Origin of the sequence: Ralstonia chuxiongensis, from assembly GCF_024158925.1 — a bacterium.
In the GTDB taxonomy this organism is placed as follows: domain Bacteria; phylum Pseudomonadota; class Gammaproteobacteria; order Burkholderiales; family Burkholderiaceae; genus Ralstonia; species Ralstonia chuxiongensis.
The window spans coordinates 12,375-36,700 of sequence record NZ_JAMYWC010000002.1; the positions used below are offsets into that span (position 1 = coordinate 12,375).

24 protein-coding genes are annotated in these 24,326 nt (G+C 64.0%); 12 read left to right on the forward strand and 12 right to left on the reverse strand.

Translation table 11 applies throughout. From position 1 onward, the window contains the following. Nucleotides 1-15: 15 nt before the first annotated feature. The 5 genes from NKG59_RS04695 to NKG59_RS04715 form a co-directional block, all read right to left on the reverse strand. A complete protein-coding gene (locus NKG59_RS04695) occupies nucleotides 16-903 on the reverse strand; it encodes an EamA family transporter (RefSeq protein ID WP_253535702.1) in 888 nt (295 codons plus the stop codon). A gap of 125 nt (nucleotides 904-1,028) precedes the next feature. After that, nucleotides 1,029-2,321, reverse strand: a complete 1,293-nt coding sequence (locus NKG59_RS04700; protein WP_253535703.1) for an NAD(P)/FAD-dependent oxidoreductase — start codon at nucleotides 2,319-2,321, stop codon at nucleotides 1,029-1,031. Next, nucleotides 2,318-2,674 (reverse strand): c-type cytochrome, encoded by a 357-nt coding sequence (locus NKG59_RS04705; protein ID WP_253535704.1) that lies wholly within the window; start codon nucleotides 2,672-2,674, stop codon nucleotides 2,318-2,320. The genes NKG59_RS04700 and NKG59_RS04705 overlap by 4 nt, the downstream gene beginning before the upstream one ends. A 133-nt stretch (nucleotides 2,675-2,807) precedes the next feature. Further along, nucleotides 2,808-3,626, reverse strand: a complete 819-nt coding sequence (locus NKG59_RS04710) for a BON domain-containing protein (RefSeq protein ID WP_253535705.1) — start codon at nucleotides 3,624-3,626, stop codon at nucleotides 2,808-2,810. Between the two features lie 51 nt (nucleotides 3,627-3,677). Continuing rightward, nucleotides 3,678-4,055 (reverse strand): YraN family protein, encoded by a 378-nt coding sequence (locus NKG59_RS04715; protein WP_045204725.1) that lies wholly within the window; start codon nucleotides 4,053-4,055, stop codon nucleotides 3,678-3,680. A gap of 35 nt (nucleotides 4,056-4,090) precedes the next feature. Between NKG59_RS04715 and rsmI the strand changes: the two genes are divergently transcribed. Continuing rightward, nucleotides 4,091-4,993 carry a 16S rRNA (cytidine(1402)-2'-O)-methyltransferase gene (gene rsmI / locus NKG59_RS04720; protein ID WP_253535706.1) on the forward strand — a complete coding sequence of 301 codons (903 nt, stop codon included), beginning with the start codon at nucleotides 4,091-4,093 and terminating at the stop codon, nucleotides 4,991-4,993. 18 nt (nucleotides 4,994-5,011) lie between these two features. Here rsmI and NKG59_RS04725 read toward each other — a convergent pair whose 3' ends face one another. After that, complete coding sequence (locus NKG59_RS04725; RefSeq protein ID WP_253535707.1) at nucleotides 5,012-5,746, reverse strand: septal ring lytic transglycosylase RlpA family protein; 735 nt, start codon at nucleotides 5,744-5,746, stop codon at nucleotides 5,012-5,014. A gap of 201 nt (nucleotides 5,747-5,947) precedes the next feature. Here NKG59_RS04725 and NKG59_RS04730 point away from each other — a divergent pair, with 201 nt between their 5' ends. From NKG59_RS04730 to NKG59_RS26460, 3 genes are all read left to right on the forward strand, one after another. Further along, entirely contained in the window at nucleotides 5,948-6,604 is a 657-nt protein-coding gene (locus tag NKG59_RS04730; protein WP_045204741.1) for an MBL fold metallo-hydrolase, read from the forward strand. Beyond that, complete coding sequence (locus NKG59_RS04735) at nucleotides 6,601-7,332, forward strand: 3'-5' exonuclease family protein (RefSeq protein WP_253535708.1); 732 nt, start codon at nucleotides 6,601-6,603, stop codon at nucleotides 7,330-7,332. The genes NKG59_RS04730 and NKG59_RS04735 overlap by 4 nt, the downstream gene beginning before the upstream one ends. A gap of 274 nt (nucleotides 7,333-7,606) precedes the next feature. Next, a complete protein-coding gene (locus tag NKG59_RS26460) occupies nucleotides 7,607-7,873 on the forward strand; it encodes a hypothetical protein (RefSeq protein ID WP_024977283.1) in 267 nt (88 codons plus the stop codon). 125 nt (nucleotides 7,874-7,998) lie between these two features. Here the strand turns inward: NKG59_RS26460 and arsC are convergent, their stop codons facing one another. The 4 genes from arsC to alc form a co-directional block, all read right to left on the reverse strand. Beyond that, entirely contained in the window at nucleotides 7,999-8,349 is a 351-nt protein-coding gene (arsC, locus tag NKG59_RS04740) for an arsenate reductase (glutaredoxin) (RefSeq protein WP_253535709.1), read from the reverse strand. A gap of 635 nt (nucleotides 8,350-8,984) precedes the next feature. Next, a complete protein-coding gene (locus tag NKG59_RS04745; protein ID WP_253535710.1) occupies nucleotides 8,985-10,259 on the reverse strand; it encodes a M20/M25/M40 family metallo-hydrolase in 1,275 nt (424 codons plus the stop codon). A gap of 93 nt (nucleotides 10,260-10,352) precedes the next feature. Further along, the gene (locus NKG59_RS04750) at nucleotides 10,353-10,880 is read right to left on the reverse strand and encodes an ureidoglycolate lyase (RefSeq protein ID WP_253535711.1); all 528 of its coding nucleotides are present in this window, start codon (nucleotides 10,878-10,880) and stop codon (nucleotides 10,353-10,355) included. Further along, a complete protein-coding gene (gene alc, locus NKG59_RS04755; RefSeq protein WP_024977279.1) occupies nucleotides 10,877-11,887 on the reverse strand; it encodes an allantoicase in 1,011 nt (336 codons plus the stop codon). The genes NKG59_RS04750 and alc overlap by 4 nt, the downstream gene beginning before the upstream one ends. 343 nt (nucleotides 11,888-12,230) lie before the next feature. Between alc and NKG59_RS04760 the strand changes: the two genes are divergently transcribed. Genes NKG59_RS04760 through NKG59_RS04770 form a run of 3 tightly spaced genes read left to right on the forward strand, consistent with a single transcriptional unit; the run spans nucleotide 12,231 to nucleotide 14,895 of the window. Next, on the forward strand, nucleotides 12,231-13,571 hold the full coding sequence (locus NKG59_RS04760) for a C4-dicarboxylate transporter DctA (RefSeq protein ID WP_253535712.1): 1,341 nt from the start codon (nucleotides 12,231-12,233) through the stop codon (nucleotides 13,569-13,571). A 37-nt stretch (nucleotides 13,572-13,608) separates the two neighbouring features. Beyond that, nucleotides 13,609-14,304, forward strand: a complete 696-nt coding sequence (locus NKG59_RS04765) for a GntR family transcriptional regulator (protein ID WP_024977277.1) — start codon at nucleotides 13,609-13,611, stop codon at nucleotides 14,302-14,304. Nucleotides 14,305-14,310: 6 nt separating this feature from the next. Then, nucleotides 14,311-14,895, forward strand: coding sequence for an IMPACT family protein (locus tag NKG59_RS04770; RefSeq protein WP_253535713.1), 585 nt, complete (start codon nucleotides 14,311-14,313; stop codon nucleotides 14,893-14,895). A 3-nt stretch (nucleotides 14,896-14,898) separates the two neighbouring features. Here NKG59_RS04770 and NKG59_RS04775 read toward each other — a convergent pair whose 3' ends face one another. Next, complete coding sequence (locus NKG59_RS04775; RefSeq protein WP_253535714.1) at nucleotides 14,899-15,324, reverse strand: hypothetical protein; 426 nt, start codon at nucleotides 15,322-15,324, stop codon at nucleotides 14,899-14,901. A gap of 112 nt (nucleotides 15,325-15,436) precedes the next feature. Further along, nucleotides 15,437-16,348: a LysR family transcriptional regulator gene (locus tag NKG59_RS04780; protein ID WP_252692331.1), complete on the reverse strand. Its 912-nt coding sequence runs from the start codon at nucleotides 16,346-16,348 to the stop codon at nucleotides 15,437-15,439. Between the two features lie 346 nt (nucleotides 16,349-16,694). On the opposite strand from NKG59_RS04780, the gene gcl reads away from it, so the two are divergent. From gcl to pyk, 5 genes are all read left to right on the forward strand, one after another. Further along, nucleotides 16,695-18,470, forward strand: a complete 1,776-nt coding sequence (gene gcl / locus NKG59_RS04785) for a glyoxylate carboligase (protein ID WP_253535715.1) — start codon at nucleotides 16,695-16,697, stop codon at nucleotides 18,468-18,470. Between the two features lie 43 nt (nucleotides 18,471-18,513). Further along, nucleotides 18,514-19,296, forward strand: coding sequence for a hydroxypyruvate isomerase (hyi, locus tag NKG59_RS04790; protein WP_253535716.1), 783 nt, complete (start codon nucleotides 18,514-18,516; stop codon nucleotides 19,294-19,296). Nucleotides 19,297-19,853: 557 nt separating this feature from the next. Further along, nucleotides 19,854-20,828, forward strand: a complete 975-nt coding sequence (gene glxR, locus NKG59_RS04795) for a 2-hydroxy-3-oxopropionate reductase (protein ID WP_338001599.1) — start codon at nucleotides 19,854-19,856, stop codon at nucleotides 20,826-20,828. Nucleotides 20,829-20,893: 65 nt separating this feature from the next. Then, nucleotides 20,894-22,213, forward strand: coding sequence for a glycerate kinase type-2 family protein (locus NKG59_RS04800; RefSeq protein WP_253535718.1), 1,320 nt, complete (start codon nucleotides 20,894-20,896; stop codon nucleotides 22,211-22,213). Nucleotides 22,214-22,828: 615 nt separating this feature from the next. Then, entirely contained in the window at nucleotides 22,829-24,307 is a 1,479-nt protein-coding gene (gene pyk / locus NKG59_RS04805; RefSeq protein WP_253535719.1) for a pyruvate kinase, read from the forward strand. Nucleotides 24,308-24,326 lie beyond the last annotated feature (19 nt).

The following is a 24,326-nucleotide window of genomic DNA, read 5'->3' on the forward strand; positions in this document are numbered from 1 at the left end:
TGAGGGGATGCGGCGTCAGGCCATCGCCCGCCGCGGCGCCAGCCGGCCGCCAAACACGTTGAGCAGCAGCCCGGCCATCACCACCGCGCCGCCCAGCCATTGGGCAGGCACCAGGCGTTCGCCCAGCAGCACGGCGGCAGACACCAGCCCCACCACCGGCACCAGCAGCGTGAGCGGCGCAACCTGGCTGGCCGCGTAACGCGCCAGCAGGCGACTCCACAGGCTGTAGCCAAAGATGGTGGCGCCGAAAGACAGGTAGACGATTGCGCCGATGCTCGACCCACTGATGTTCGCCAGGCTATGCGCAATCTGCTCCGGCCCCTCCAGCCAGTACGACAGCAGGAAGAACGGAATCGGCGGGATGGCGGCGCCCCACACCACCAGGCTCACCACGTTTACCGGCCCGATCCGCTTGGTGACGATGTTGCCGCTGGCCCACGAAAACGCCGCGCACAGCGTCAGCAGGAAGCCGGCGGTGGTCATGCCCGTGACCGAGCCGCCACCTGCCATGCCGATGATCGCCAGCCCGCCGGCGGCCACCGCCATGCCGGCCAAGTGGAACCAGCGGATCGGCTCGCGCAGCACGATGGCCGCAATCGTCAGCGTAAAGAACGCCTGCGATTGCAGCACCAGCGAGGCCAGCCCCGCCGGCATGCCCACATACATGGCCGAGAACAGGAACGCGAACTGCCCAAAGCTGATGGTGGCGCCATAGGCCAAGAGCCACTTGAGCGCAATCTTGGGGCGCGGCACGAACAGCACAGCCGGGAACGCGACCAGCGCAAAGCGCAGCGCACCTAGCAGCATGGGCGGCACGCCATGCAGGCCCACCTTGATGACGACAAAGTTGACGCCCCACACCAGCACAACGGTCAGGGCCAGCAGCAGATCCTTGGGAGACATGATGATCGGAAGGTTCGGACGGCCGCCCGTGCGGCCACATGACGCACTGTAGGCGCGGGCCGCTTACACGACTTGCACAATCTTGCGCATTGTTTGTGCCCGGAGCCTCACGTTTAGCTTCACCTTTAACCGAGCATGTCCGACCAGATGGCGCGGCTCCAGCCCTGCGCCAGCTTGCCCTCTGTGGCAGACGGCGCCTCGGAAAGCCCGCCAGCGCCGGGCACGGTCACCATGGTGTGCTCGGCCGCGTCGTAGCGGTGCACGGTCGCCACGTGCATCGCCTCGTCCGGCGTGGCAAAGCTGTAGCAGGTGTTGGTGTACAGCGGTGACGCATCGGGCGCGTGCCCGGCCAGCATCGCCACCACGGCGGCGGCGGCCACCTTGCCGTGCTGATTGGCCATGTGGCCCGACTTGGGCATCAGCGGCGCTGTCTGGATGGCATCGCCAATCACATGCACGCCCGGCGCCACCTTCGATTCAAACGAGAGGAAGTCCACCTCGCACCAGCGCCCGTTGGCCGTCGCCAACCCGGCTTGCACGGCAATCGCGCCGGCGCGCTGCGGCGGGATGAGGTTGACGACATCGGCCTGCACGTCGTCCTGCACATCGAACTTGAGCACGCGGCCCGTGGCATCGATGTCGACGGCGTTGTATTGCGGGCGATATTCAATGTGCTGTGGATAACGTTCAGCCCACACGCGCTTGAACAGCGCGCCCTTGGAGGTGACGTCGTCATTGGCATCGAGGATGAGCACGCGCGAATCCGGCTTGGCGCGCTGCAGCCAATGGGCGATCAGGCACGCGCGCTCGTATGGCGCGGGCGGGCAGCGGTATGGCGCCAGCGGAATGCTGATCGCCACCGTGCCGCCGTTGGGCATGGCTTCGAGCCGATGGCGCAACGCCAGCGTCTGCATGCCGGCCTTCCATGCGTGCGGTGCTTGGGCAGCGGTGGCCGCATTGGCGAGACCGGGAATCGCCCCCGGCACGAAGTCGATGCCGGGCGAGAGGATCAGCCGGTCGTAATCGAGCGTGCCGCCGCCGGTCAGCCGCACCTGCTTCGCCCCTAGGTCAATGGCCGATGCGCGGTCGCGCACCCACCGCACGCCGTGGCGCTCGACCAGCGCGTCATACGGCACGGTGATGGACGCCATGTCACGGTCGCCCGACAGCACGAGATTCGACAGCGGGCACGAGACGAACGCGGCGTTCGGCTCAACCAGCGTCACGTCGACACGGCCGCCGGAAAACACGCGCACGTATTTGGCTGCCGTCGCGCCGCCGTAGCCGCCGCCAACCACCACCACGCGCGCATTGCGCACGCCCGACAGCGATGCGCATGCGGCCAGCGGCCCGGCAAGCGCGGTTGCCCCGAGCGCGCGCAAGAGTGCGCGTCGATCCTTGCGCAACGATTCACTCATGGCGCCTCCTGCGATTGGCGCGACAGCCAGCCTGCAATGGCGACGATCTGCGCATCGTCATAACCGCGGGCAATCTGGCCCATCACCGTGGACGGGCGCGTGCCGTTGCGGAACGCCTGCATCGCGTCGATCAGCTCGGCTTGCGAGCGACCCGCCAGCGGCAGCAACGTCTGCGCGGGGAGCCTGGCACCGGGCGCGGTATCGGCGTGATGGCAGCTTGCGCACGTGGCGGCCCAGGTGCGGGCCTGCAGATTGGAGGGCGGACGATCGGCCGCTTGGGCCACTTGGGCCGCAGGGGCCGTGAGCAGCGCCGCAAGCAATGCTGCGGCGGCAAGGCGGTGGACGACGGGCATCGGGGGGCTGCGAAGTCGCGGAAGCGTCATACGCTAACACGCACGGCCAGCCGTGTGCCCTGTGATGCGTGCAGCCAACAAAAAACGCAGCGCGGTGGCTGCGTTCCTTGCGAACCGATGTTGCGGACGTGGCTTACGGCAATTGCTTGCCCGGCGGCAGCGCCGGCGAGTTGGTCGGCGACACGGTCACGCCAGGCGAGGCCGAGGTGACTGGTGCCGGGGCCTGCGTGGCCGTCGGCGTACCTTGCACCGGCGCCGGCGTGCCTTGCGACGCATCAGGCGCCGTCGACGCGTTGGTCGACGTGGCATTGGCGTCCAGGCGCTTGCGCTCTTCCTCGGTCACGTAGTCGAACACCTTGACGACCTTGTTCACGCCGCCCACCGTGCGCACGGCTTCGGTGGCCTTGTTGCCTTCGGCCTCGGTCACCACGCCCATCAGGAAGACGGTCTGCGCTTCGGTCGTCACCTTGATGGAGTTCCAGGGCACGCCTTCCGTGCCGGCCAGCACGCTCTTCACCTTGGTGGTGATGTACGTATCGTTGGTGCGCGAGCCGAAGGTGCTCGACACCGGCGTCACCACGATCTCGTTGACGACTTCACGTGCGTTCTGCAGCTTCTGTGCGTATTGGCCGATCTCCTGCTTGGTCTGCTCGGTGCCGGCTTCGCCGGTCAGCAGGACCTTGCGGTTGTAGACCGTCACGTTCACGTGGGCGCGGCCGTCGTAGCGCGAGATCAGCGTGTTCTCGGCTTCCATCTGCAGGCCGCGGTCGATGGTCTGGGTGGCGGTCGGGCGGCGGTCGGTGGCGAGCGCCACGCCGCCGGCCACGGCGCCGGCAAACAGCGGGAAGCAGGCGGTCAACTGCGTTGCGGTAATACCGGCCAGAGCGGCCAGCACGGCGGTGCGCTTGACCGTGTGACGGAAGCGGGCAAACGTAGGCGACGAGAGTTTCATGCTGTCCTTGAATGAAGTCCGGAAGAAAGAAGAGCGAGGTTCATGCGAGGTTTAGGCGTCGGCACCGAAGGCATCGCGCATCCATTCGATACGCGCGCCGTCGATGGCGATAACGTCAAAACGGCAGGCGGGCACCTCTTCAGCCTGCCGCGCGAGAAAATCTTCGGCCGCGGCAATCAGGCGACGCTGCTTGGCGGGCGTGACACTCGCGGCCGCCCCGCCAAAGCGCTGCGTGGAGCGCGCCACGCGGGCGCGCACCTCGACGAATACGAGCGCGCCGGCCGCATCGCGCATCACCAGATCGATCTCGCCGCCCTTGCAGCGATAATTGCGGCTGACCACCGCCAGCCCGCGCGCCTGCAAGTAGCGCAGCGCACGGTCTTCACCGGCTTCACCGGTGGCGGCTGTGATGGTCTGCGGCGCATGCATGTGCGGTTTGAACCAAGTGACTGAGAGAAGTTCTCGTGAGTGATCCTGACTGGACCCTGCTGGCGCATGACCAGCACTATCCCGCCGGCGCATTATATGTGGTGGCCACCCCCATCGGGAACGCTGCCGACGTGTCGCTGCGGGCGCGTTACGTGCTGGGCCTCGTCGATGCGGTGGCCTGCGAAGACACGCGCAACACTGGGCAACTGCTCAATCGGCTGGGCCTGTCTCGACCGATGCTCGCGGCGCACCAGCACAACGAGCGAGAAGCCGCTGCACGCATCGTCGCGCGCTTGGCGCAGGGCGAGCGCATCGCCTATGTGTCCGATGCGGGCACGCCCGGTGTGTCGGACCCGGGCTCGCGCATTGTCGAGGCGGTACGCGCGGCGGGCCAGCGCGTGATTCCGCTGCCGGGCGCCAGCGCCGTGGTGACGGCGCTTTCCGCTGCGGGGGAACTGCTCGACACGTCGGAGGGGCAGTTCACCTTTGTCGGCTTCCTGCCACCCAAGGCCGGGCAACGCGAGGCGGCCATCCGCCAATGGGCGGCGCATGGGCCGGCATGGGTTCTGTATGAGGCGCCGCATCGCATTGAGGCCACACTCGCCGCGTTGGCCGAGCACTTGCCTGCGCGACGCATTCTGATCGGCCGCGAGTTGACCAAGCTGTTTGAGCAGATCGTCGTGCTGCCCGCTGCGCAGGCGCCCGCATGGCTTGCCGCCGATGCCACGCACGGCAAGGGCGAATTCGTATTGGTGGTGGAAGGCGCAGGCGCGCAGGACGCGGCACCGACCGCGATGGCGGCGGATCAGGTCTTGCGCCTGCTGTTGGCCGAGCTGCCCGCCAAGCGCGCAGCCAAGCTGGCCGGCGCGATTACGGGCGCGTCGGTCGACACGCTGTATCAGAGCGCGCTGGCGCTAAAAAACGAAGGGAAGGACTGAGGCAGGAAGGCGGCCGGATCAGCGGTGGTGTTTGACGCGACGCTTGACCGCCTTCTTCTTGACCGGTGCGGGTTCATCGCCGCCCACATCGGCATCGCCGTCGTTGCTGGCGACGTCCGTTTGCGTCAGCTCAGGACGCAGCGCTTCGACTTCAGCGCGCGACAGGCGGCGGATTTCCACCTGCGTCGAACCGCGCTTGACGAAATCGAGTCGCTTGGCTGCGGCATACGACATGTCGAGGATGCGCTTGCCGTAGTAAGGGCCGCGATCCGTCACCTTGGCCACGACCACGCGGTCGTTGGCGAGGTTGCGCACCAGCACCCAGCTCTGCAGCGGCAGCGACGGATGCGCCACCGTGAAGGCGTTCATGTTGAAGCGCTCGCCGCTGGCGGTGCGGCGGCCGTGGAAGCCGCGGCCGTACCACGAGGCCAGGCCGCGCTGTTCAAACGTGCCGAGGTCGGCGCGCAGGCCGGGGCTGGTATCGGTGTTCTCGTCGAGCTTGAGGCTGCTCGAATCCGGCGCGCCACGGAACGACAGCGTGCCCCATGCATCGGGGTTGTCGCGCGGGTCGGCCACCTTCAGCGCGGACGCGGTGGGCTTGCTGGCCTGAAGACCGGATTGCCCACCCACGGGCGGCTCGCCAGGAATGGCTGCGCAGCCCGCCAGCACCAGCAGCGCGGTGCCATGCGTCAGCCAGGCACGCAGCGTGCGGCCGGCCGAACGGCTGGAATTGAGGTGGGTCAACTTAAGCATGGCCGCGAGTCTAACATGCATGCTTCGATCGATTATTTACATTTCCTATTAAAACGGTCACATCATGCTGCCATCTCGCGCCAATTTTGTAATATTTTCTTTCCGATGTAACAGCGCACCCCGCGAGCCCAGTGCTGGCGCGGGCTCGGCCCGATACAATCGGGTTATCCCTGCCATGTGCAATTGCGCATCAAAGATCACATGAAAGTCGTTGTCGTCCCCGTTACGCCGTTTGAACAGAACTGCACGCTGCTGATTGGCGACGACGGTGCTGCCGCCGTCACCGACCCGGGTGGCGATATCGAGCGCATCCTGGCCGCCGCCGAGCAGCACGGCGCGCGCATCGAAAAAATCCTGCTCACGCATGGCCACGTCGACCATTGCGCCGCCGCCGATGCCCTGCGCACGCAGCTTGGCGTGCCCATCGAAGGCCCGCAGAAGGATGAGGCGTTCTGGATCGATCAACTGCCAATGCAAAGCCAGCGCTTTGGTTTCCCGCCCGCCAAGGCGTTCGTGCCTGACCGCTGGCTGGAAGACGGCGACACCGTGGAAGCCGCTGGTCGCACCCTGCAGGTGTTCCACTGTCCTGGCCATACACCTGGCCACGTGGTGTTCTTCAGCCCGGAAGACCGCGTTGCCATCGTCGGCGATGTGCTGTTCGCGGGGTCGATCGGCCGCACGGACTTCCCGCGCGGCAATCATGCGGACCTGATCAACGCAATCCGCACCAAGCTCTGGCCGCTCGGCGACGACGTTACGTTTGTGCCGGGCCATGGGCCTGTCTCGACCTTTGGCGATGAGCGTGCCAGCAACCCATACGTCGCCGATCGCCTGTTCGCCAACGAAGGCTCAGCATGAGCGGGACCGCCAACACCAGCCCCAACAACAGCGCCAACGAGAGCGACGACCCCTTCGCCGACAGCGCGCCCGCGGCTGCAGCCGACAAGCCCCGCCGCAAGCGCGGCAACCAGCCGCCCGACACGCGGCCCGAAATCTACGTCAGCACTGATATCGAAGCCGACGGCCCCATCCCCGGCCCGCATTCGATGCTGAGCTTCGCCAGCGCGGCGTACCTGGCCGACAAGACGCTTGTGGGCACGTTTGAAGCGAACCTGCAAACGCTGCCCGGCGCAGAAGGCCATCCGATCCAGATGCAATGGTGGAAAACGCAGCCCGAGGCGTGGGCTGCATGCCGCGCAAACCTCGAAGCGCCCGAAGTGGCCCTGCCGCGCTACGTGGAATGGGTCGAGAGCTTGCCTGGCAAGCCGGTGTTCGTGGCGTTTCCGGCGGGCTTCGATTTCACGTTCATGTTCTGGTACATGATGCGTTTTGCCGGGCGATCGCCGTTCGGCTGGGCGGCGCTCGACATCAAGACGCTGGCCTTTGCGCTCACGGGCATGCCGTATCGGCGCAACGTCAAAGCGGCTTTTCCCGAGCATTGGCACGACCCGCTGCCGCACACGCACATCGCGCTGGATGACGCAAAAGAGCAAGGCACGCTCTTCTGCAACATGCTGGCCGAACTGCGCAAGCGCGAAGCCGAGCGCGCCGCCGCACAATTGCCCCACCAATCTGCTCAGGATTGAGCGCCGCGCACGTCACGCATCTGGCGAAGACCCGCACGCGGTTTGCCTCTTGCCCGCGTGATGCGGGCACCATGCCGCAACGCAACTTGCAGCGCTGCAAACCCCCGTCTACGCTGGGCTTGTGCGAGCGACCAGACGACTGCGCCACCCGGCGCCGACAAGCAAAGCCACTCGCATACGCCATTTGCTTGCCGTATCGTTTTCGGGCCGCACGTGCCCCCGACGCCGGTGCGTGCCGGCGTCGGCTACCAGCCAACAACGGGGAGGTACCGCGATGCGATTTTCCCGTGACGCGTTTGACACGCAACACTTGCGAGCGATGACGGAGCGCTTGCATTGGCATCGCAAATCATCTGCGAAGGCGGTTCCGTTGAGCATGCGTGCGCAGCATCTGCATCACACGCACAGCAACGCACACCACGACGCAGACGTCATGAAAGTCGCCATGGTCTCGACCGCGGCGGCGCTGGCAGTGGTGCTTGCCGCCCTGCTGGCAGTTGGCTTCGGGTCAGAAATGGCCCGATGGATGGGCCTGGAATAAACCGGTGCCCTTGCGCGTCTTGACGGACGCAGCCCCGGCCCTCGCGCAAAGCGAGATACGGCCACCCCTGAACGGCCTGTCCGATGGAAATCGGCAGGCCGTTCAACTTTGTGGGGCGCGGTGAATTACTTCAGAAACGCGTCGAGCGCTTCGGGCGTGCGACCGATGGTGGCGCGGCCGTTGCGAACGAGCACCGGGCGCTGCAGCAGCTTCGGATGTGCTGTGATGGCCTTGAGCAGTGCGTCGTCTGTTGCATCGGCCAGATTGAGCTGTGCGTATTCGTCTTCGTTCTCGCGGATCAGGCTGCGCAGTGGTGTGTCGAGCTGCGCTGCGAGCTTTTTGAGGTCAGCCAGCGTGGGCGGGGTGGTCAGGTATTCGATGACGTCGAGTTGTTCGCCTTTTTCTGCGGCGAAGGATTGGGCTTGCTCGAGAGCGGTGCGGGATTTGGAGCAGCGGGGGTTGTGGTAGATCTGCATGGGCTCTGGTGTTGGCTTGATGGAACGTGCCGCAATCTTAAGGGCTGGCGCTTGGTGGCTGGTTTCGTGGTTGGTGTTGGGGGGATTCGTGATTTTTGTTTTTGTGGTGCATCCCTTGTTTCATCCCCTGCCGGGGCTGACTCACTTTCTTTGGTCTTGCCAAAAGAAAGTAAGCAAAAGAAAGGCGCGCCCGAGATGACGAAAGACTCCTTCAATTTTCGTAACCGGGCGGAGGCGGGGAAAACTCGCTGCGCTCAGACAGTTCCCCGCCTTTTTTCCGCCCGCTTACAAAAATTGAAGGCGCCATCTAGGGCAGGAAAGTCAAAGGCCAAACCATCTCAACGCGGGCCCAAACGACAAAGGCCAACCGCGCGACGGGTTGGCCTTTGTCGTTTGACGTTGAGCCCTTGATGGCGCCTTGAATTTTTGTGAGCGGGCGGATCAAGGAAGGAGGCTGTCTGAGCGCAGCGAGTTTGCCTCCTTCCCCGCACGGTCACACAAATTCAAGGAAGGGGTCGCCATCTCGGGCGCGCCTTTCTTTTGCTTACTTTTCTTTGGCAAGACAAAGAAAAGTGAGTCGGTCCCGGCAGGGAACGAAAGGGAGATGGACCACCAAGACAAAAACAAAACAACAATCACCCACCCAACAACTCCCCCACAGCACACCCCACCACCACAGTCGCGCCCCGCAGATCATTCAACCGCAGGTTTTCATCCGTGTTGTGCCCACGCGCTTCCATCAACGTACGCGGTCCTGCGCCATACAGCACCGTCGGCACGCCATGCGCCGTGTAATGCCGGGCATCGGTATACAGCGGCACGCCATGCACCGGCACATCCCCGCCAAACACGGCCAAGGCATTCCGCCGTAGCGCGCCAATCAGCGCGTCCACGCCCGGCAGTTCAGCAAGCGGCTCCGCCAGCAGAATCCGTTCGACTGAAACTTCGATCCCCGGCCGTTCTGCAGCCGCGCGCTCGATCACCGCGCGCAGTTCGCCTTCTGCATCGCGCCCAGCTTCTTCGGGAATCATCCGCCGGTCAACACGGAACGTCACCAGATCGGGCACTACGTTGGTGTTGATGCCACCCTGGATCAACCCGACGTTGAGCGTTGCGTGGTCAATGCCCGGCACGGCGGATTTGCGCGTTGCGAGTTCCGCGCGATATGCATACACGGCCTGCAGGATATGCGTGGCCGCCTCGATGGCGTCGATGCCCGTATGGGGCATGGCAGCGTGCGCCTGCTTGCCGCGCACCGTCACCTGCACGTGCAGGCAGCCGTTATGCGCCGAGGTGATGCCATAAGCAAAACCCGCCGAGATCGCGTAATCGGGCTTGCTCAGACCTTGATCCAGCAGCCACTTCGGGCCGATGTCGCCGCCGGTCTCTTCGTCGTATGTGAAGTGCAGTTCGACCGTGCCGTTGAGCTTCGCGCCACGCTTTTCTGCTTCGATCAGCGCGAGCAGCGCCCACGTGTAGGTTGCAAAGTCTGACTTCGACACCGCCACGCCGCGGCCGAACATGGTCGGGCCGTGTTCGGTCTCGACGATCTCGCCCCCGTACGGGTCGTGCGTCCAGCCCAGGCCCGGCGGGACGACATCGCCGTGTGCGTTCATGGCGACCGTGGGGCCGCCGCTGCCGAACTTGTGACGCACGATCAGGTTGGTGGCGCTGACCATGCCGGCGGCACGTACCTGCGCCTGCGGCACGGCATGCGCCTCGACCGTCAGGCCCAGCGCCTCCAGCAGCGCCTTGGCGCGGGCGGCATGCGGGGCGCAATCGCCGGACGGGTTGTCCGACGGCACCTTCACCAGCTCGCGCAGGAAATCAATCTGCTGCGCGTGCGCAGCCTCAACAAACGCGCGGATGTCCGCATCGATGCCGGGGGTGGCGAGTTGAGCCTGGGTCATGTCGATGTCTCCCTGATTGTGGTGGGACGGAGATTGAAAGTGACTGAGCCCCCGTTGTGCGGGGGCTCAGGATTGGCGCGGATGACGCGATGCTTACTGCGCGGCCTGCATGGCCTCGGCGGTCAACCACACCGATTCGGCCAGGTCTTGCTCGTCGCAGTTGTGGCCTTCGCCACCACGGTCGACGACGAGGAAATCGCTCACCTCGCCCAGGGCCAGCAGCGGGTGATGCCACACGCCGCGCGCGTAGTTCACGCCTTGCCAGCCGCGCGAGACGAACGCGCGCAACTTGGACGGGTCCAGCTCGCCGGCCGGTGCCACGACAATCAGATACGGCTTGTCGTTCTGCGGGATGAACGCCTGGCTGCCACGCGGATGGCGCTCCAGCATCTTGACCTCGAACGGCAGCGTGCGCGGCTGACCACGGAACAGGCTGATCAGCGCGCGGCCGCCCTCGCCCACATCCACGTTGGCGAGGTCATGAAAGCGGATGGTCGTGCCCTGGTTGATGGGGAATTGCTTGGCCCCTTCCAGTTCGATCACGTCGCCGAACGGCGCAAAGGCTTCGCGCGTAAGCGGCTCGATGGTCAGCGCAACGCGTGCGACGGTCTCTTGGCTCATTCGAGCACCCCCCACAGGCGCAGACGCGACACACCGCCATCGGGGAACATGTTGAAGCGCACGTGCGTCACGATGCCGAGGTCGGCGATTTCCGCTTCGTAGTAGTGCTGGAGATCCATCTGCAGCTTCTGCTCGGGCAGCAGCGTTTGCCAGAACATCGCTTGCGTCTTCAGCGAGCTGTCAGTGCCGCCCACCACGCGAGCGGCCTGGATGGAAACGCGATCAGCGAAGTTGCCCTTGAAGTGCGCGGTGTCGACTTCGATCTTGCGGATGCGGCCCGGGTTGGCCAGGGCGATCACGCACCAGTCGTTGCCCGGTTCGCGGCGGCGGCGCGTTTCCCAGCCGTCACCCATGTTCACGCCACGGCCCGGCATCAACATGCGCGAGGCCGGCCCGAAGTGTTCGTTGTTGGCTTCGACCACGTAGGCGCCGTTTTCCATGGCGGCCAGGTCGAACAGCTTGGTACGATCCGCGCCCTTCCAGTCGACTTGCGGCTGGCCGTACACGCGCAGCCGCGCGATACCGCCGTCCGGGAAAATGTTCACGCGCAGGTGCGTGAAGGCTTGCGTGCTCGTCACGGCCACGTAGGCGTGGCTGTTGCCTTGCAGCGTGGTCGACGGAACGATTTCAGTCCACTGCGTCGCTTCGGTCGGCTCGCCATCCGGCAGATAAGCGGCTTCAATGGAAGCGGCCGGCGGAAAGTTGCCGGTGAAGTGGCTGGTGTCGATATCCACACCTTTCACCACGCCCGGGCGGGCCAGGCGGACGATGCAATGGTCATAGCCACCGTTGCGGCGACGGCGCGTTTCCCAGCCATCCATCCACTTGCCGTGGTCGTCGTACTTGCCGGGAATGAAGACCGCCGGCTCGGGGTTGAGCATGCGGTCTTTCGGTGCGAAGAATTCGTCGGTCGCAAACGTGGCCTCTGCGCCAAGGCGGGGGTCCGCCAGGTTCGGATATCGGCGCGTGAAATCCGGCGCGTTCGGATCGAGCGTGGGCATCGCCATGTGGAACTCCTTGGTATTTGTCTCTGAATGTTATACGGCCGCCCCATCGAACAAAAACGGCGAGTAAGAACACTCGAAACTGTGGCGATGGGAATGCCGGAAGTGCAGCTTAGATGGCGGAAACACAAGGCTTCGCGGGACTGCATGAGTCGATCCTAGCATGTGAATTCAAAAATTGCATACAAAAATTGGATGGCCTATGATGCCGTCAACGCTCAACAATTCATCGCGACAATTTGTTGCGACGCAGCGAGCGAAACAAGGCCGTGACGACAATCGCAACCAACTGAATTAGACGATTGGGCGCGGCTTGAGACATCAGTAATCCAAAGGAGGATTCACCATGCAACGCTTTACGCGCCCGTTGTTCGGGCAGGTTTTGATTGCTCTTGCGCTGGGCATCGCGCTGGGCGTCTGGGCACCGGACTTCGCGCAGCACCTCAAGCCGCTAGGCGACGGCTTTCTGAAACTAATCCAGATGCTGATTACGCCGATCGTCTTCTCGGTGGTGGTCGTTGGCATTTGCGGCGCCGGTGAGTTGAAGAAGGTCGGGCGCGTGGGCGGCAAGGCCGTCCTCTACTTCGAGGTGGTTACCACCATTGCGCTGGCGCTGGGTATTGCGCTGGCCTATCTGTTCGGACCGGGCCACGGCATGAATGTGGACCCGAAGACGCTGGACCCGGCAGCGCTGTCCACCTACATGGCCAACGCCGAGAAGATGCATTCAGGCGGGTTCGCGACCTTCTTTCTGGGCTTGATTCCGGACACCTTCGTGAGTGCCTTTGCCAAGGGCGACGTGTTGCAGGTATTGGTGCTGTCGATCTTGTTTGGTTGCGCGCTGTCGATGCTGGGTGAGCGCACCAAGCCTGTCGTGGCGTTCATCGATCAGTTCTCGCAAGTGCTGTTCCGCATGATGGCGGTGATCATCCGCTTGGCGCCGCTGGGCGTGTTGGGCGCGGTGGCCTTTACCGTGGGCAAGTACGGTGCGGGCTCGCTCAAGCAACTGGGCTTCCTGGTGCTGCTGTTCTATGCGGCGGTGACAATCTTCGTGGTGGTGGTGTTGGGCACCATCCTGCGCCTGGCCGGCTTCAACATCTTCAAGCTGATCCGTTTCCTGCGCGCCGAACTGGTGGTGGTGGCGGGCACGGCATCGTCCGATGCGGTGCTGCCATCGATCATGAACAAGCTGGAGAAGATGGGCATCAAGCGCTCGGTGGTGGGTCTGGTCATCCCGACCGGCTACTCGTTCAACCTCGATGCGTTCTCGATCTACCTGACGCTGGCGGCGGTGTTCATCGCGCAGGCGACTAACACGTCGCTGTCGCTGCATGATCTGCTGCTGATCCTGGCTGTGGCACTCATCACCTCCAAGGGCGCGCATGGTATTCCGGGCTCGGCCATCGTGATTCTGGCGGCCACGCTGTCGGTCATTCCAGCCATTCCGGCGATCGGCCTGGTGCTGGTGCTCTCCGTCGACTGGTTCATCGGAATTGCCCGTGCGCTGGGCAACCTGATCGGCAACTGCGTCGCCACGGTCGTCATCGCGGCGTGGGAAAAGGATATCGACCGGGTGCGCGCCAATGCGGTGCTCGACGGCAAGATCGACATCACCGAAGAAGGCGAAGCGATTGCGCACAGCCACGGTGTGGCCGCACAGGCCGCCCACACGCTGCCGCATGCCTGAAGCGGCGCTACTGTCGGACGGCGGTAAAATCGGCGCCATGACCGAAACCACCGCCGCCGACATTTCCTCCGAAGGCATTGCCGATGACATCGCCCAGGCGATCGTCGCGCATCGGCTGCCGCCGGGCACCAAGCTGCGCGAAGAGGCGCTGGCGCGGGTCTACCACGTCAGCCGCACGAAGATTCGCGCAGCGCTCCTGATGCTGGCCAAGGACAAGCTGATCCGCATGGAGCCGGATCGCGGTGCGTTCGTAGCCAAGCCGGATGAGACCGAGGCGCGCGAAGTGTTTGCCGTGCGCCGCGTGCTGGAAGTGGCGCTGGTACGCGAATTCATCGCTAAAGCGACGCCGGCCGATTACAAGCGGCTGGAAAAGCACCTGGCCGAAGAACACAAGGTGGCGGCAAGCGGCGACTTGTCTGACGTCCCGCGCCGCAATCGCCTGATGGCCGACTTTCACCTTTTGATGGCCGACGTGGTCGGGAACAGCGTGCTCAAGGAAATGCTCTACGAGCTTTCCGCCCGCAGCTCGGTGATCACGATGATGTACCAGTCGACGTACGACGCCGTGCGTTCGTCCGACGAACACACTGCTTTCCTGGACGCCGCCAAGCGCGGTGACGTGGAAGGCGCCATCGCGCTGATGGAAGAGCACATGGCGCACACCGAGGCGTCGCTCAAGTTCGAATCGCCGGGCGGCCGGGCGACGGATCTCGTAGCCGCCCTCCTCGCCTGACCGCGCGTGCCGACGTACACGCTGCGCGCGCCGGTTTCTGCCGAGCTGGAAATCAAGAAGAGCCGCTTTATCGGATTGGCAATGCCGGTTGAAGACCGGGCCGCCGCCATGGACGTCATTGCACGCCTGCGCGCCGAACACCCCTCTGCCACACACGTCTGCTGGGCGCTCCTGGCGGGCGGCCAGTCCGGCATGTCCGATGACGGCGAGCCCTCCGGCACGGCAGGCCGCCCCATCCTGGAAGTGCTGCGCCATCATGATCTGGATGGCACGCTGGGCGCCGTGGTGCGTTACTTCGGCGGTGTGAAGCTCGGCGCTGGCGGTCTTGTGCGCGCCTACACGGATGCCATTGCTACCGCGCTTATGCACGCCGAACGCGTGGAGCGCATCGCCAGCACCACGCTCACCCTCGCTACCGATTACGCCGATGAGGCGCGCATCCGCCGCTGGATCGATGATGGCGGGTATGTGCTGCTGGATGCCGCCTACGATGCGGGCGTCACACTCACTGTGCGATTGCCGGTGACGGACGAAGCGGCCGCGCGGGTCACGTTGCGGGATTTGACGCAGGGGCGTGTGGCGATTACCTAGCGCTTATCGCTGGGGAGCGAGCGGAGCGGCGGGCGCGGAGCCCGCGCAACACGGGTTCTGACAGTCCGGTTGGAAAACTACGTAGGCGGCTGTCGGCATTTTTGGGGCGACACCCTCGCGTTCCACGGCACGTAGATGCGTATCGGCTTCAGACGACTCGACTTTGTCGCCTTCGATTCCGACAGCGTCCAGCACGGCCTGGATGCTTCTGAGGCGCAGCACCGCCAGCTCTGGGTCTGGGGCAGGCTCGGACGCCTCCCGCAAGCGCACCCGGTACTTGCCGCCGCTGTGAAAATCTTCTTTGAGCTGCGAATCCCATTCCGCCAGTTTCAGGATTTCGGTGGTCGGCAGCGCAGACTCGCCGGGCGAGAACACCAGCGGGTGCTCAAGCCCGGTCAGATCGCACGCCAGGGCGGAGGTGCTGAGCATGAGAGCGCCGACAACTGCGGTTCTGTGTAGCATCTTCAGTCTCCGGCATTGAGCGCGCCACCCGCGATGCATCTGATGACAAGTTTAGGAACCGTCATCCATTTCCGCACGCTCAACTCGTTCGCGACCAATACCCCGCCTGCCCATACACCGTCTTCAGGTGTTCGATAAAGAAGCGGATCTTTGCCGGCACGGGCCGCTGCTGCGGGTACACGGCGAGGATGTCGTAATCGGGCAGCGCGTAGTCGTCCAGCACGGTCATCAGCGCGCCGGATTCCAACTCGGGCTGGATCTCCCACGTTGAGCGCCAGCCCAGGCCGAGGCCTTCGCCCATCCAGCGGTGCAGCAGTTCACCATCGTTGCAATCGAGGTTGCCGTTCACCTTCACGGTGACGGCCTTGCCGTTCTGCTGGAAATACCAGCCGCGCTGCTGCCCGCCCTGCAGGTTGAAGGCGAGGCAGTTGTGGCGCGCGAGATCATCCAGCGTGCGGGGCACGCCGTGCTTGGCGAAGTACGCGGGCGTGCCGCACACCACGCGCTTGTTCGACGCCAGGCGGATCGCCACGAAGTTCGGATCGATCGCGCCGCCAATGCGGATGCCCACGTCATAGCCTTCACGCACGAGGTCGACCACGCGGTCAGTCAGGTTGAAGGAGATGCGCACGTCGGGGTTGGCGCGCAGGAAGTCCGGCGCATGCGGCGCGACGTGCTTGCGGCCAAAGGCAGCCGGCGCCGAAACGATCAGGTGCCCGGTCGCCTTGTGGCGGCCTTCGGCAACCAGCAGTTCTGCACGGTCCAGCTCGCCCAGCGCCTTTTTGCACTGTTCCATGAACACCGCGCCCTGCTCCGTCACCGCAATGCGGCGAGTTGACCGGTGCAGCAGCTTCACGCCCAGGCGGGCTTCCAGCGCGTTGATGCGACGTCCGATCATGACGGGCGTCACGTCTTGCGTGAGCGCGGCGGCGGCCATGCTGCCGTGTTCCACCACGGCGATGAACGCTTCGATCTGCTTGAGCTTGTCCATTCCATCATTCCAGTTCGCAATGTCTGACCATTTTAGTGAGCATTCCGTACCTGGATTGCGACTTTCTGGCGCATATCACCTGTGACGAATGGCAAAAATGGTGGACGACGATGTGATCGATGCGAGCGTGTCGCGTCGAATTATTGCGTCGCACAAACGTGCCTGAAAATGGCTTGAATCCAAGGCTTTCCGGCATGTTGATTGCCTTGGTATTGGTGCAGCACGCAAATCTATTCGGTATTCCGAGTTAGCAATCAACTGACGAAATCTGCGTTTATCCATATCGGCATGCGGGAATAGGATCAGCTCCAACTGATTCCCACCTTCCCCTTCCTGGAGACACCCCATGCCGAAGATGAGAGCGATTGATGCCGCAGTTGCGGTGATGGAAAAAGAAGGCATCACCACCGCCTTCGGCGTGCCTGGTGCCGCCATCAACCCGTTGTACTCGGCGCTGCGCCGCGCCGGCAACATTGACCACGTGCTGGCCCGTCACGTTGAAGGCGCCTCGCACATGGCCGAGGGCTACACCCGCGCCGAACCCGGCAACATCGGCGTGTGCATCGGCACGTCGGGGCCTGCCGGCACCGACATGATCACCGGCCTGTACTCGGCCTGGGCAGACTCGATTCCCATCCTGTGCATCACCGGCCAGGCACCCCGCGCCCGCCTGTACAAGGAAGATTTCCAGGCCGTCGACATCGAGTCGATCGCCAAGCCGGTCACGAAGTGGGCCGTCACCGTGCGCGAGCCGGCTCTGGTGCCGCGCGTGTTCCAGCAAGCCTTCCACCTGATGCGCTCGGGCCGCCCCGGTCCGGTCCTGATCGACCTGCCGTTCGACGTGCAAGTCGCCGAGATTGAATTCGACCCCGACACGTACAGCCCGCTGCCGGTCTACAAGCCCGCGGCCACGCGTGCCCAAGCCGAGCGCGCCATCGAGATGCTGTGCCAGGCCGAGCGCCCGCTGCTGGTGTGCGGCGGCGGCGTGATCAACGCCGATGCGGCCAAGCTGATGGTCGAGTTTGCGGAGCTGGTGAACGTGCCTGTGGTGCCCACGCTGATGGGCTGGGGTGTGCTGGCTGACGACCACCCGCTCAACGCCGGCATGGTCGGCCTGCAAACGTCGCACCGCTACGGCAACGCCACGCTGCTGGCTTCGGACTTCGTGTTCGGCATCGGCAACCGCTGGGCCAACCGCCACACGGGCAGCGTCGACGTCTACACCAAGGGCCGCAAGTTCATTCACGTCGATATCGAACCGACCCAGATCGGCCGCGTGTTCGGCCCGGACCTTGGCATCGTGTCGGACGCCAAGGCTGCACTGGAGAAGTTCATTGAAGTGGCCCGCGAGCTGAAGGCCGCCGGCAAGCTGCCGTGCCGCAAGAGCTGGAACGCCGACGTGCAGAAGCGCAAGCGCACGATGCTGCGTCGCTCGGACTTCGACAACGTGCCCATCAAGCCGCAGCGCGTGTACCGCGAGATGAACCAGTACTTCCCGCGCGACGTGCGTTACGTGAGCACGATCGGCCTGTCGCAGATCGCTGCTGCGCAGTTCCTGTCGGTCAACCAGCCGCGCCACTGGATCAACTGCGGCCAGGCAGGCCCGCTGGGCTGGACGATTCCCGCCGCCATCGGCGTGAAGGTGGCCTCGCCCAACAGCGACGTGGTGGCTATCTCTGGTGACTACGACTTCCAGTTCATGATCGAAGAGATGGCGGTGGCCGCGCAGTTCAAGGTGCCGTACATCCACGTGGTGGTGAACAACTCGTACCTGGGCCTGATCCGCCAGGCGCAGCGCAACTTCGACATGGACTACTGCGTCCAGCTCGCTTTCGACAACGTCAACGCCCCTGAGCTGAACGGCTACGGCGTCGACCACGTGAAGGTGGTGGAAGGCCTGGGTTGCAAGGCGATCCGCGTGTTCAACCCGGAAGACATCGAACCCGCCTTCGCGCAGGCTCGCCTGCTGATGGCCGAGTTCTCGGTGCCGGTGATGGTGGAAGTGATTCTCGAGCGCGTGACCAACATCGCCATGGGCACGGAGATCGATAACGTGGTCGAGTTTGAAGACGTGCTCGACCTGGAAGACACCCTCACGGAAGCCGAAGGCGTCACCGCATAAAGACGGCGCGCTGTTCCCTCACCGTCCGATAAAAGGAGAAACCATGACAAAGCTGGCAGCCAACCTGACCATGCTCTTCAACGAGCAGGCCTTCCTTGACCGCTTCGAAGCCGCTGCACGTGCGGGCTTCCGCGGCGTGGAATTCTTGTTCCCCTACGCGTTCCACGCAGACCAGATTGCCGATCGCCTGAACCGCTTCCAGCTCGACCTCGTCCTGCACAACCTGCCGGCCGGCAACTGGGACGGCGGCGAGCGCGGTATCGCCATCCTGCCCGATCGCGTGAGCGAATTTCAGGACGGCGTGGGCGAAGCCATCAAGTACGCCAAGGTGCTCGGCGTGAAACAGCTCAACTGCCTGGTGGGCATTCGCCCCGAAGGCGTGAGCGAAGACGCCGCACGCAAGACGCTGGTGGAGAACCTGAAGTTTGCGGCGAAGGCACTCAAGGCCGAGAAGATCGATCTGCTAATCGAGCCGATCAACACGTTTGATATTCCTGGCTTCTACCTGAACCGCACGCAGCAGGCGCTGGATCTGATTACCGACGTGGACGCGTCCAACCTGTACGTGCAGTACGACATCTATCACATGCAACGGATGGAAGGCGAAGTGGCAAGCACGCTGAAGCGCCATCTGGACAAGATCAAGCATGTGCAGTTGGCGGACAACCCTGGCCGTAACGAACCTGGTACGGGTGAAATCAACTACCAGTTCTTGTTCAACTGGCTGGATGAGATTGGTTACACCGGGTGGGTTGGGTGTGAGTACAAGCCGAAGGCTGGGACTGTGGAAGGTCTTGGCTGGCGGGCGGCGCACAAGGTTGCTTGATTTGTTTTTTGCCTTGTTCCGGCGGGGGCGGTGCATCCCTTGTTTCATCCCCTGCCGGGGCTGACTCACTTTTCTTTGTCTTGCCAAAGAAAAGTAAGCAAAAGAAAGGCGCGCCCGAGATGGCGAAAGATTCCTTGAATTTATGTCGCAGGGAGGGGAAGGGAAAAACTCGCTTCGCTCAGACAGTTTCCCTTCCTTTTTCCTCCCTGCAACAGAAATTCAAGGCGCCATCTAGGGCTCCAACGGCCAAACCATCGACCACAGGTGCAGTAGGAACCCGCAGCACAACGCGAAGCGAGCAACACAACACCAAACAAGAGCCAGCTAGGTCAGCACACAGATTGTGTGGCCGTACCCCTGCCCTAGATGGCGCCTTGAATTTGTGTAAGCGGGCGGAAAACGGAAGGAGGCTGTTTGAGCGCAGCGAGTTTGCCTCCTTCCCCGCCCGGTTACACAAATTCAAGGAAGGGGTCGCCATCTCGGGCGCGCCTTTCTTTGCTTACTTTCTTTGGCAAGACAAAGAAAGTGAGTCGCCCCCGGCAGGGGGTGAAAGGGAGATGGACCTCCAAGGTCCAAACCAACAACCACCAACATTCAAACCAAGGAGATCCCTCACCATGGCAACCGCAAATCTCAACCTCGGTTTCATCGGCCTCGGCATCATGGGCGCCCCCATGGCTGGCCACCTGCGCGCCGCTGGCCACACGCTGTTCGTGCACGACGTCAACCCGGCACCGGCCGCACTGGTGGAAGCCGGCGTGACGGTCTGCACAAGCGCCGAGGAAGTCGCCAAGCGCGCCGACATCATCTTCATCATGGTGCCGGACACCCCGCACGTTGAAGCCGTGCTGTTCAGCGAGAAGGGCGTCGCCAAGGCGCTGAAGGACGCAGGCAAGGACGCTGCAGCCGGCAAGATCGTGGTCGACATGAGCTCGATCTCGCCGATCGCAACCAAGGACTTTGCTGCGCGCATCAACAAGACCGGCGCGCAATACCTGGACGCTCCGGTGTCGGGTGGCGAAGTGGGCGCGAAGGCTGCATCGCTGACGATCATGGTGGGTGGTGAGCAGGCTGCGTTCGACCGCGTTGCTCCGCTGTTCAATTTGATGGGCAAGAACATCACGCTGGTCGGCGGCAACGGTGACGGCCAGACCACCAAGGTGGCCAACCAGATCATCGTGGCGCTGAACATCCAGGCCGTGTCGGAAGCGCTGCTGTTCGCATCGAAGGCGGGGGCGGACCCGGCGAAGGTGCGCCAGGCGCTGATGGGCGGTTTCGCAGCGTCGCGCATTCTCGAAGTGCATGGTGAGCGCATGGTCAAGCGTACGTTCGACCCGGGCTTCCGCATCGAGCTGCACCAGAAGGACTTGAACCTGGCCCTGCAGGGCGCCAAGACGCTGGGCGTGGCCCTGCCGAACACGGCCACCGCGCAGGAGCTGTTCAACACCTGCGCTGCCAACGGCATGGGCAAGCAAGACCACTCGGCACTGTGCCGTGCGATCGAGATCATGTCGAACCACGATATTGCGTAAGTTGTGTGCACTGTCGCAGCCTTCGGGCGGCGGCAGTTTTTTTGTTGTCTCCCCCGCTTTCTGCCATGCACCACGACCAGTCTGCCCAGGCCGCCCTGCGCGCTGCCTTGCCCAATCCGTCGCCGCGCGCGTTGCTGCACGGCCTGTTTGATACTGCGGTGGCTGCGGTCAGCGCTGCGCAATGCTTGCCGGCATTCCTGCCCGAACCGCCGCGTGGCCGCACCATCGTCATCGGTGCTGGCAAAGGTGCAGCCGCGATGGCCGAGGCGGTGGAGCAGCACTGGAAGGGCGAGCTGTCTGGCCTGGTCGTCACGCGTTACGAGCACGGCCGCGCGCCCGGCACACAAGGCCGCATTGAAGTGGTTGAAGCCGCGCACCCCGTGCCCGATGCGGCTGGCCAACGCGCCGCGCAACGCATGGTCGGCCTGCTCGAAGGTTTGACGAAAGACGACCTCGTCCTGTGCCTGATCTCGGGCGGTGGCTCGGCCCTGCTGGCTGCACCGGCCGAAGGGCTGACGCTGGCCGACAAGCAGTCCGTCAACCGCGCGCTGCTCAAAAGCGGCGCCAGCATCGGCGAGATGAACTGCGTGCGCAAGCACCTGTCGTCCATCAAGGGCGGGCGCCTGGCGCTGGCGTGCGCACCCGCACGCGTCGAGACACTGCTGATCTCCGATATTCCCGGCGACGACCCGACGCTCATCGCCAGCGGCCCGACGCTGCCCGACGCCACCACCTGCGCGGATGCCCTGGCCGTGATCGAAAAATACGGCATTGATGTGCCTGAAGCCGTGCGCCGTCATCTGGAAACCGGCGCGGGCGAAACGCCCAAGCCCGGCGATGCGCGTTTCGAAGGCCATCGCAGCCACGTCATCGCGACGGCGCAGCACGCGCTGGAAGCGGCAGCCGCACAGGCACGCGCACTCGGTTATGAAGCGCACATCCTGTCGGACAGCATTGAAGGCGAGGCGCGCGATGTGGCCGAAGTGCACGCCGGCATCGTGCGGCAGATCGTGGCGCGCAATCAGCCGTTCACCAAACCGTGCGTGATTCTGTCGGGTGGTGAAACCACGGTGACCGTGCGCGGTAACGGCCGCGGCGGGCGCAATGCCGAGTTCCTGCTGGCGCTGGGCGTGGCGTTGGATGGCCTGCCGGGTGTGCATGCAATTGCTTGCGATACCGATGGCATTGATGGGTCTGAAGACAACGCTGGTGCGATCTTGACGCCGGATAGTCTGGCGCGTGCTGAAGCGCTTGGGTTGCGGGCTAAGCAACTGCTCGACAACAACGATGGGTATGGGTTTTTTGATGCGTTGGGCGATTTGATTGTGACTGGGCCGACGCGGACTAATGTGAATGATTTTCGGGCGATTTTGATTACTGGCTGAGTGGATTTGGATGCAGGGATGGATTGGTGTTTTGGTTCATCCCTTGTTTCATCCCCTGCCGGGGCTGACTCACTTTCTTTGTCTTGCCAAAGAAAAGTAAGCAAAGAAAGGCGCGCCCGAGATGGCGAAAGACTCCTTGAATTTCTGTCGCAGAGAGGGAGTGCAGGCAACTCGCTTCGCTCAAACAGGCCTGCACTCTTTTTCCTCTCTGCAACAGAAATTCAAGGCGCCATCAAGGGCAGGAACGTCAACGGCCAAACCATCGCCCACAAGTGCAGTGGGAATCAGCAGCACAACTCGAAGCGAGCAACAGCAGCAACAAACAAGAGCCACTCGGGCACGCGACCAACGGTTCGGTCGTTGACGTTCCTGCCCTAGATGGCGCCTTGAATTTGTGTAAGCGGGCGGAACAAAGACGGGGAGCTGTCTGAGCGCAGCGAGTTTTCCCCGTCTCCGCCCGGTTACACAAATTCAAGGAAGGGGTCGCCATCTCGGGCGCGCCTTTCTTTGCTTACTTTCTTTGGCAAGACAAAGAAAGTGAGTCGCCCCCGGCAGGGGGTGAAAGGGAGGTGGACCGCCAAGGTCCAAACAAACAACCCCACCGGAAACACCAACATGCGCCGCTTCCGCAACACCAAAATCCTAGCCACCCTCGGCCCCGCCAGCAGCGACAAAGACACCATCCGCGCCCTCTTCGACGCCGGCGCGGACGTCTTCCGCTTGAACTTCAGCCACGGCTCGCACGAAGACCACCGCAAGCGCTACGACACCGTGCGCGCGGTGGAGGCCGAGACCGGCCGCCCCATCGGCATCCTCGCTGACATGCAAGGCCCGAAGCTGCGCATCGGCACGTTTGCCGACGGCCGCGTCGTGCTCAAGAACGGCGATCGCTTTGTGCTCGACCGCGACCCGACGCCGGGTGATGTCACGCGCGTGCACCTGCCGCACCCGGAGCTGTACGCGGCTGCCGCGCCGGGGCAATCGCTGTTGCTCGATGACGGCAAGATCCGCCTGGCGGTGGAAGCGGCCGATCCGACGGCCATCGTCACGCGCGTGGTCGATGGCGGCCCGCTGTCGGACCGCAAGGGCGTGAACGTGCCGGATGCGGTGATTCCCATTCCGGCGCTCACCGAGAAAGACCTGCGCGACCTGGACTTCGCGCTGTCGCTGGGCGTCGATTGGATCGCCCTGTCATTCGTGCAGCGCGCCGAAGACGTGATCGCCGCGCGCGAGATCATTGGCGACCGCGCCGGCCTGCTCTCCAAGATCGAGAAGCCCGCAGCGCTACTGCATCTGGAAGACATCGTGCAGGCGTCCGATGCGCTGATGGTGGCGCGCGGCGACTTGGGCGTGGAGTTGCCGCCCGAGCGCGTGCCTGGCGTGCAGAAGCGCATCCTGCGCATGGCGCGCCACCACGGCAAGCCGGTAGTCGTGGCCACGCAGATGCTGGAATCGATGATTGAGGCGCCGGTGCCAACGCGTGCCGAAGCGTCTGATGTGGCCAGCGCCGTGTATGACGGCACCGACGCCGTGATGCTGTCGGCCGAGTCGGCCAGCGGCAAACATCCGGTGGCCGCAGTCAGCATCATGAACCGCATCATTGCCGAGACCGAGCGCGACCCGCTGTACCGCAACCTGATCGACGCGCAGCATCAACCGCCGCTGCCCACGCGCCAGGACGCCATCTGCGCGGCCCTGCGCGACGTGACGCACATCCTGGGCGCGGTGGCCACCGTCACCTACACGTCCAGCGGCAAGACCAGCCTGCGCGCCGCGCGCGAGCGGCCGCTGGCGCCCATCGTGAGCATCACGCCGCGCCTCGATACGGCGCGCCGTCTGGCGATCACGTGGGGCGTGCACAGCACGGTCAGCCCCGATGTGAGCAACGTCGACGAGATGGTGGATGCAGCGTGCCGTGCCGCTGCGCGAGAAGGCTTTGCCGTGTCGGGCGATCAGATTGCCATCACGGCGGGCATGCCGTTCGGCCAGGCTGGTTCGACCAACCTGCTGCGCCTGGCGGAAATCTGGCCGCAGACGCTGGTCAGTGCGCAGACGCAAACCACTGCACTGCAGCCCGAACCGGCAACGGTCTGACGTGACCTCGGGTCAGTAG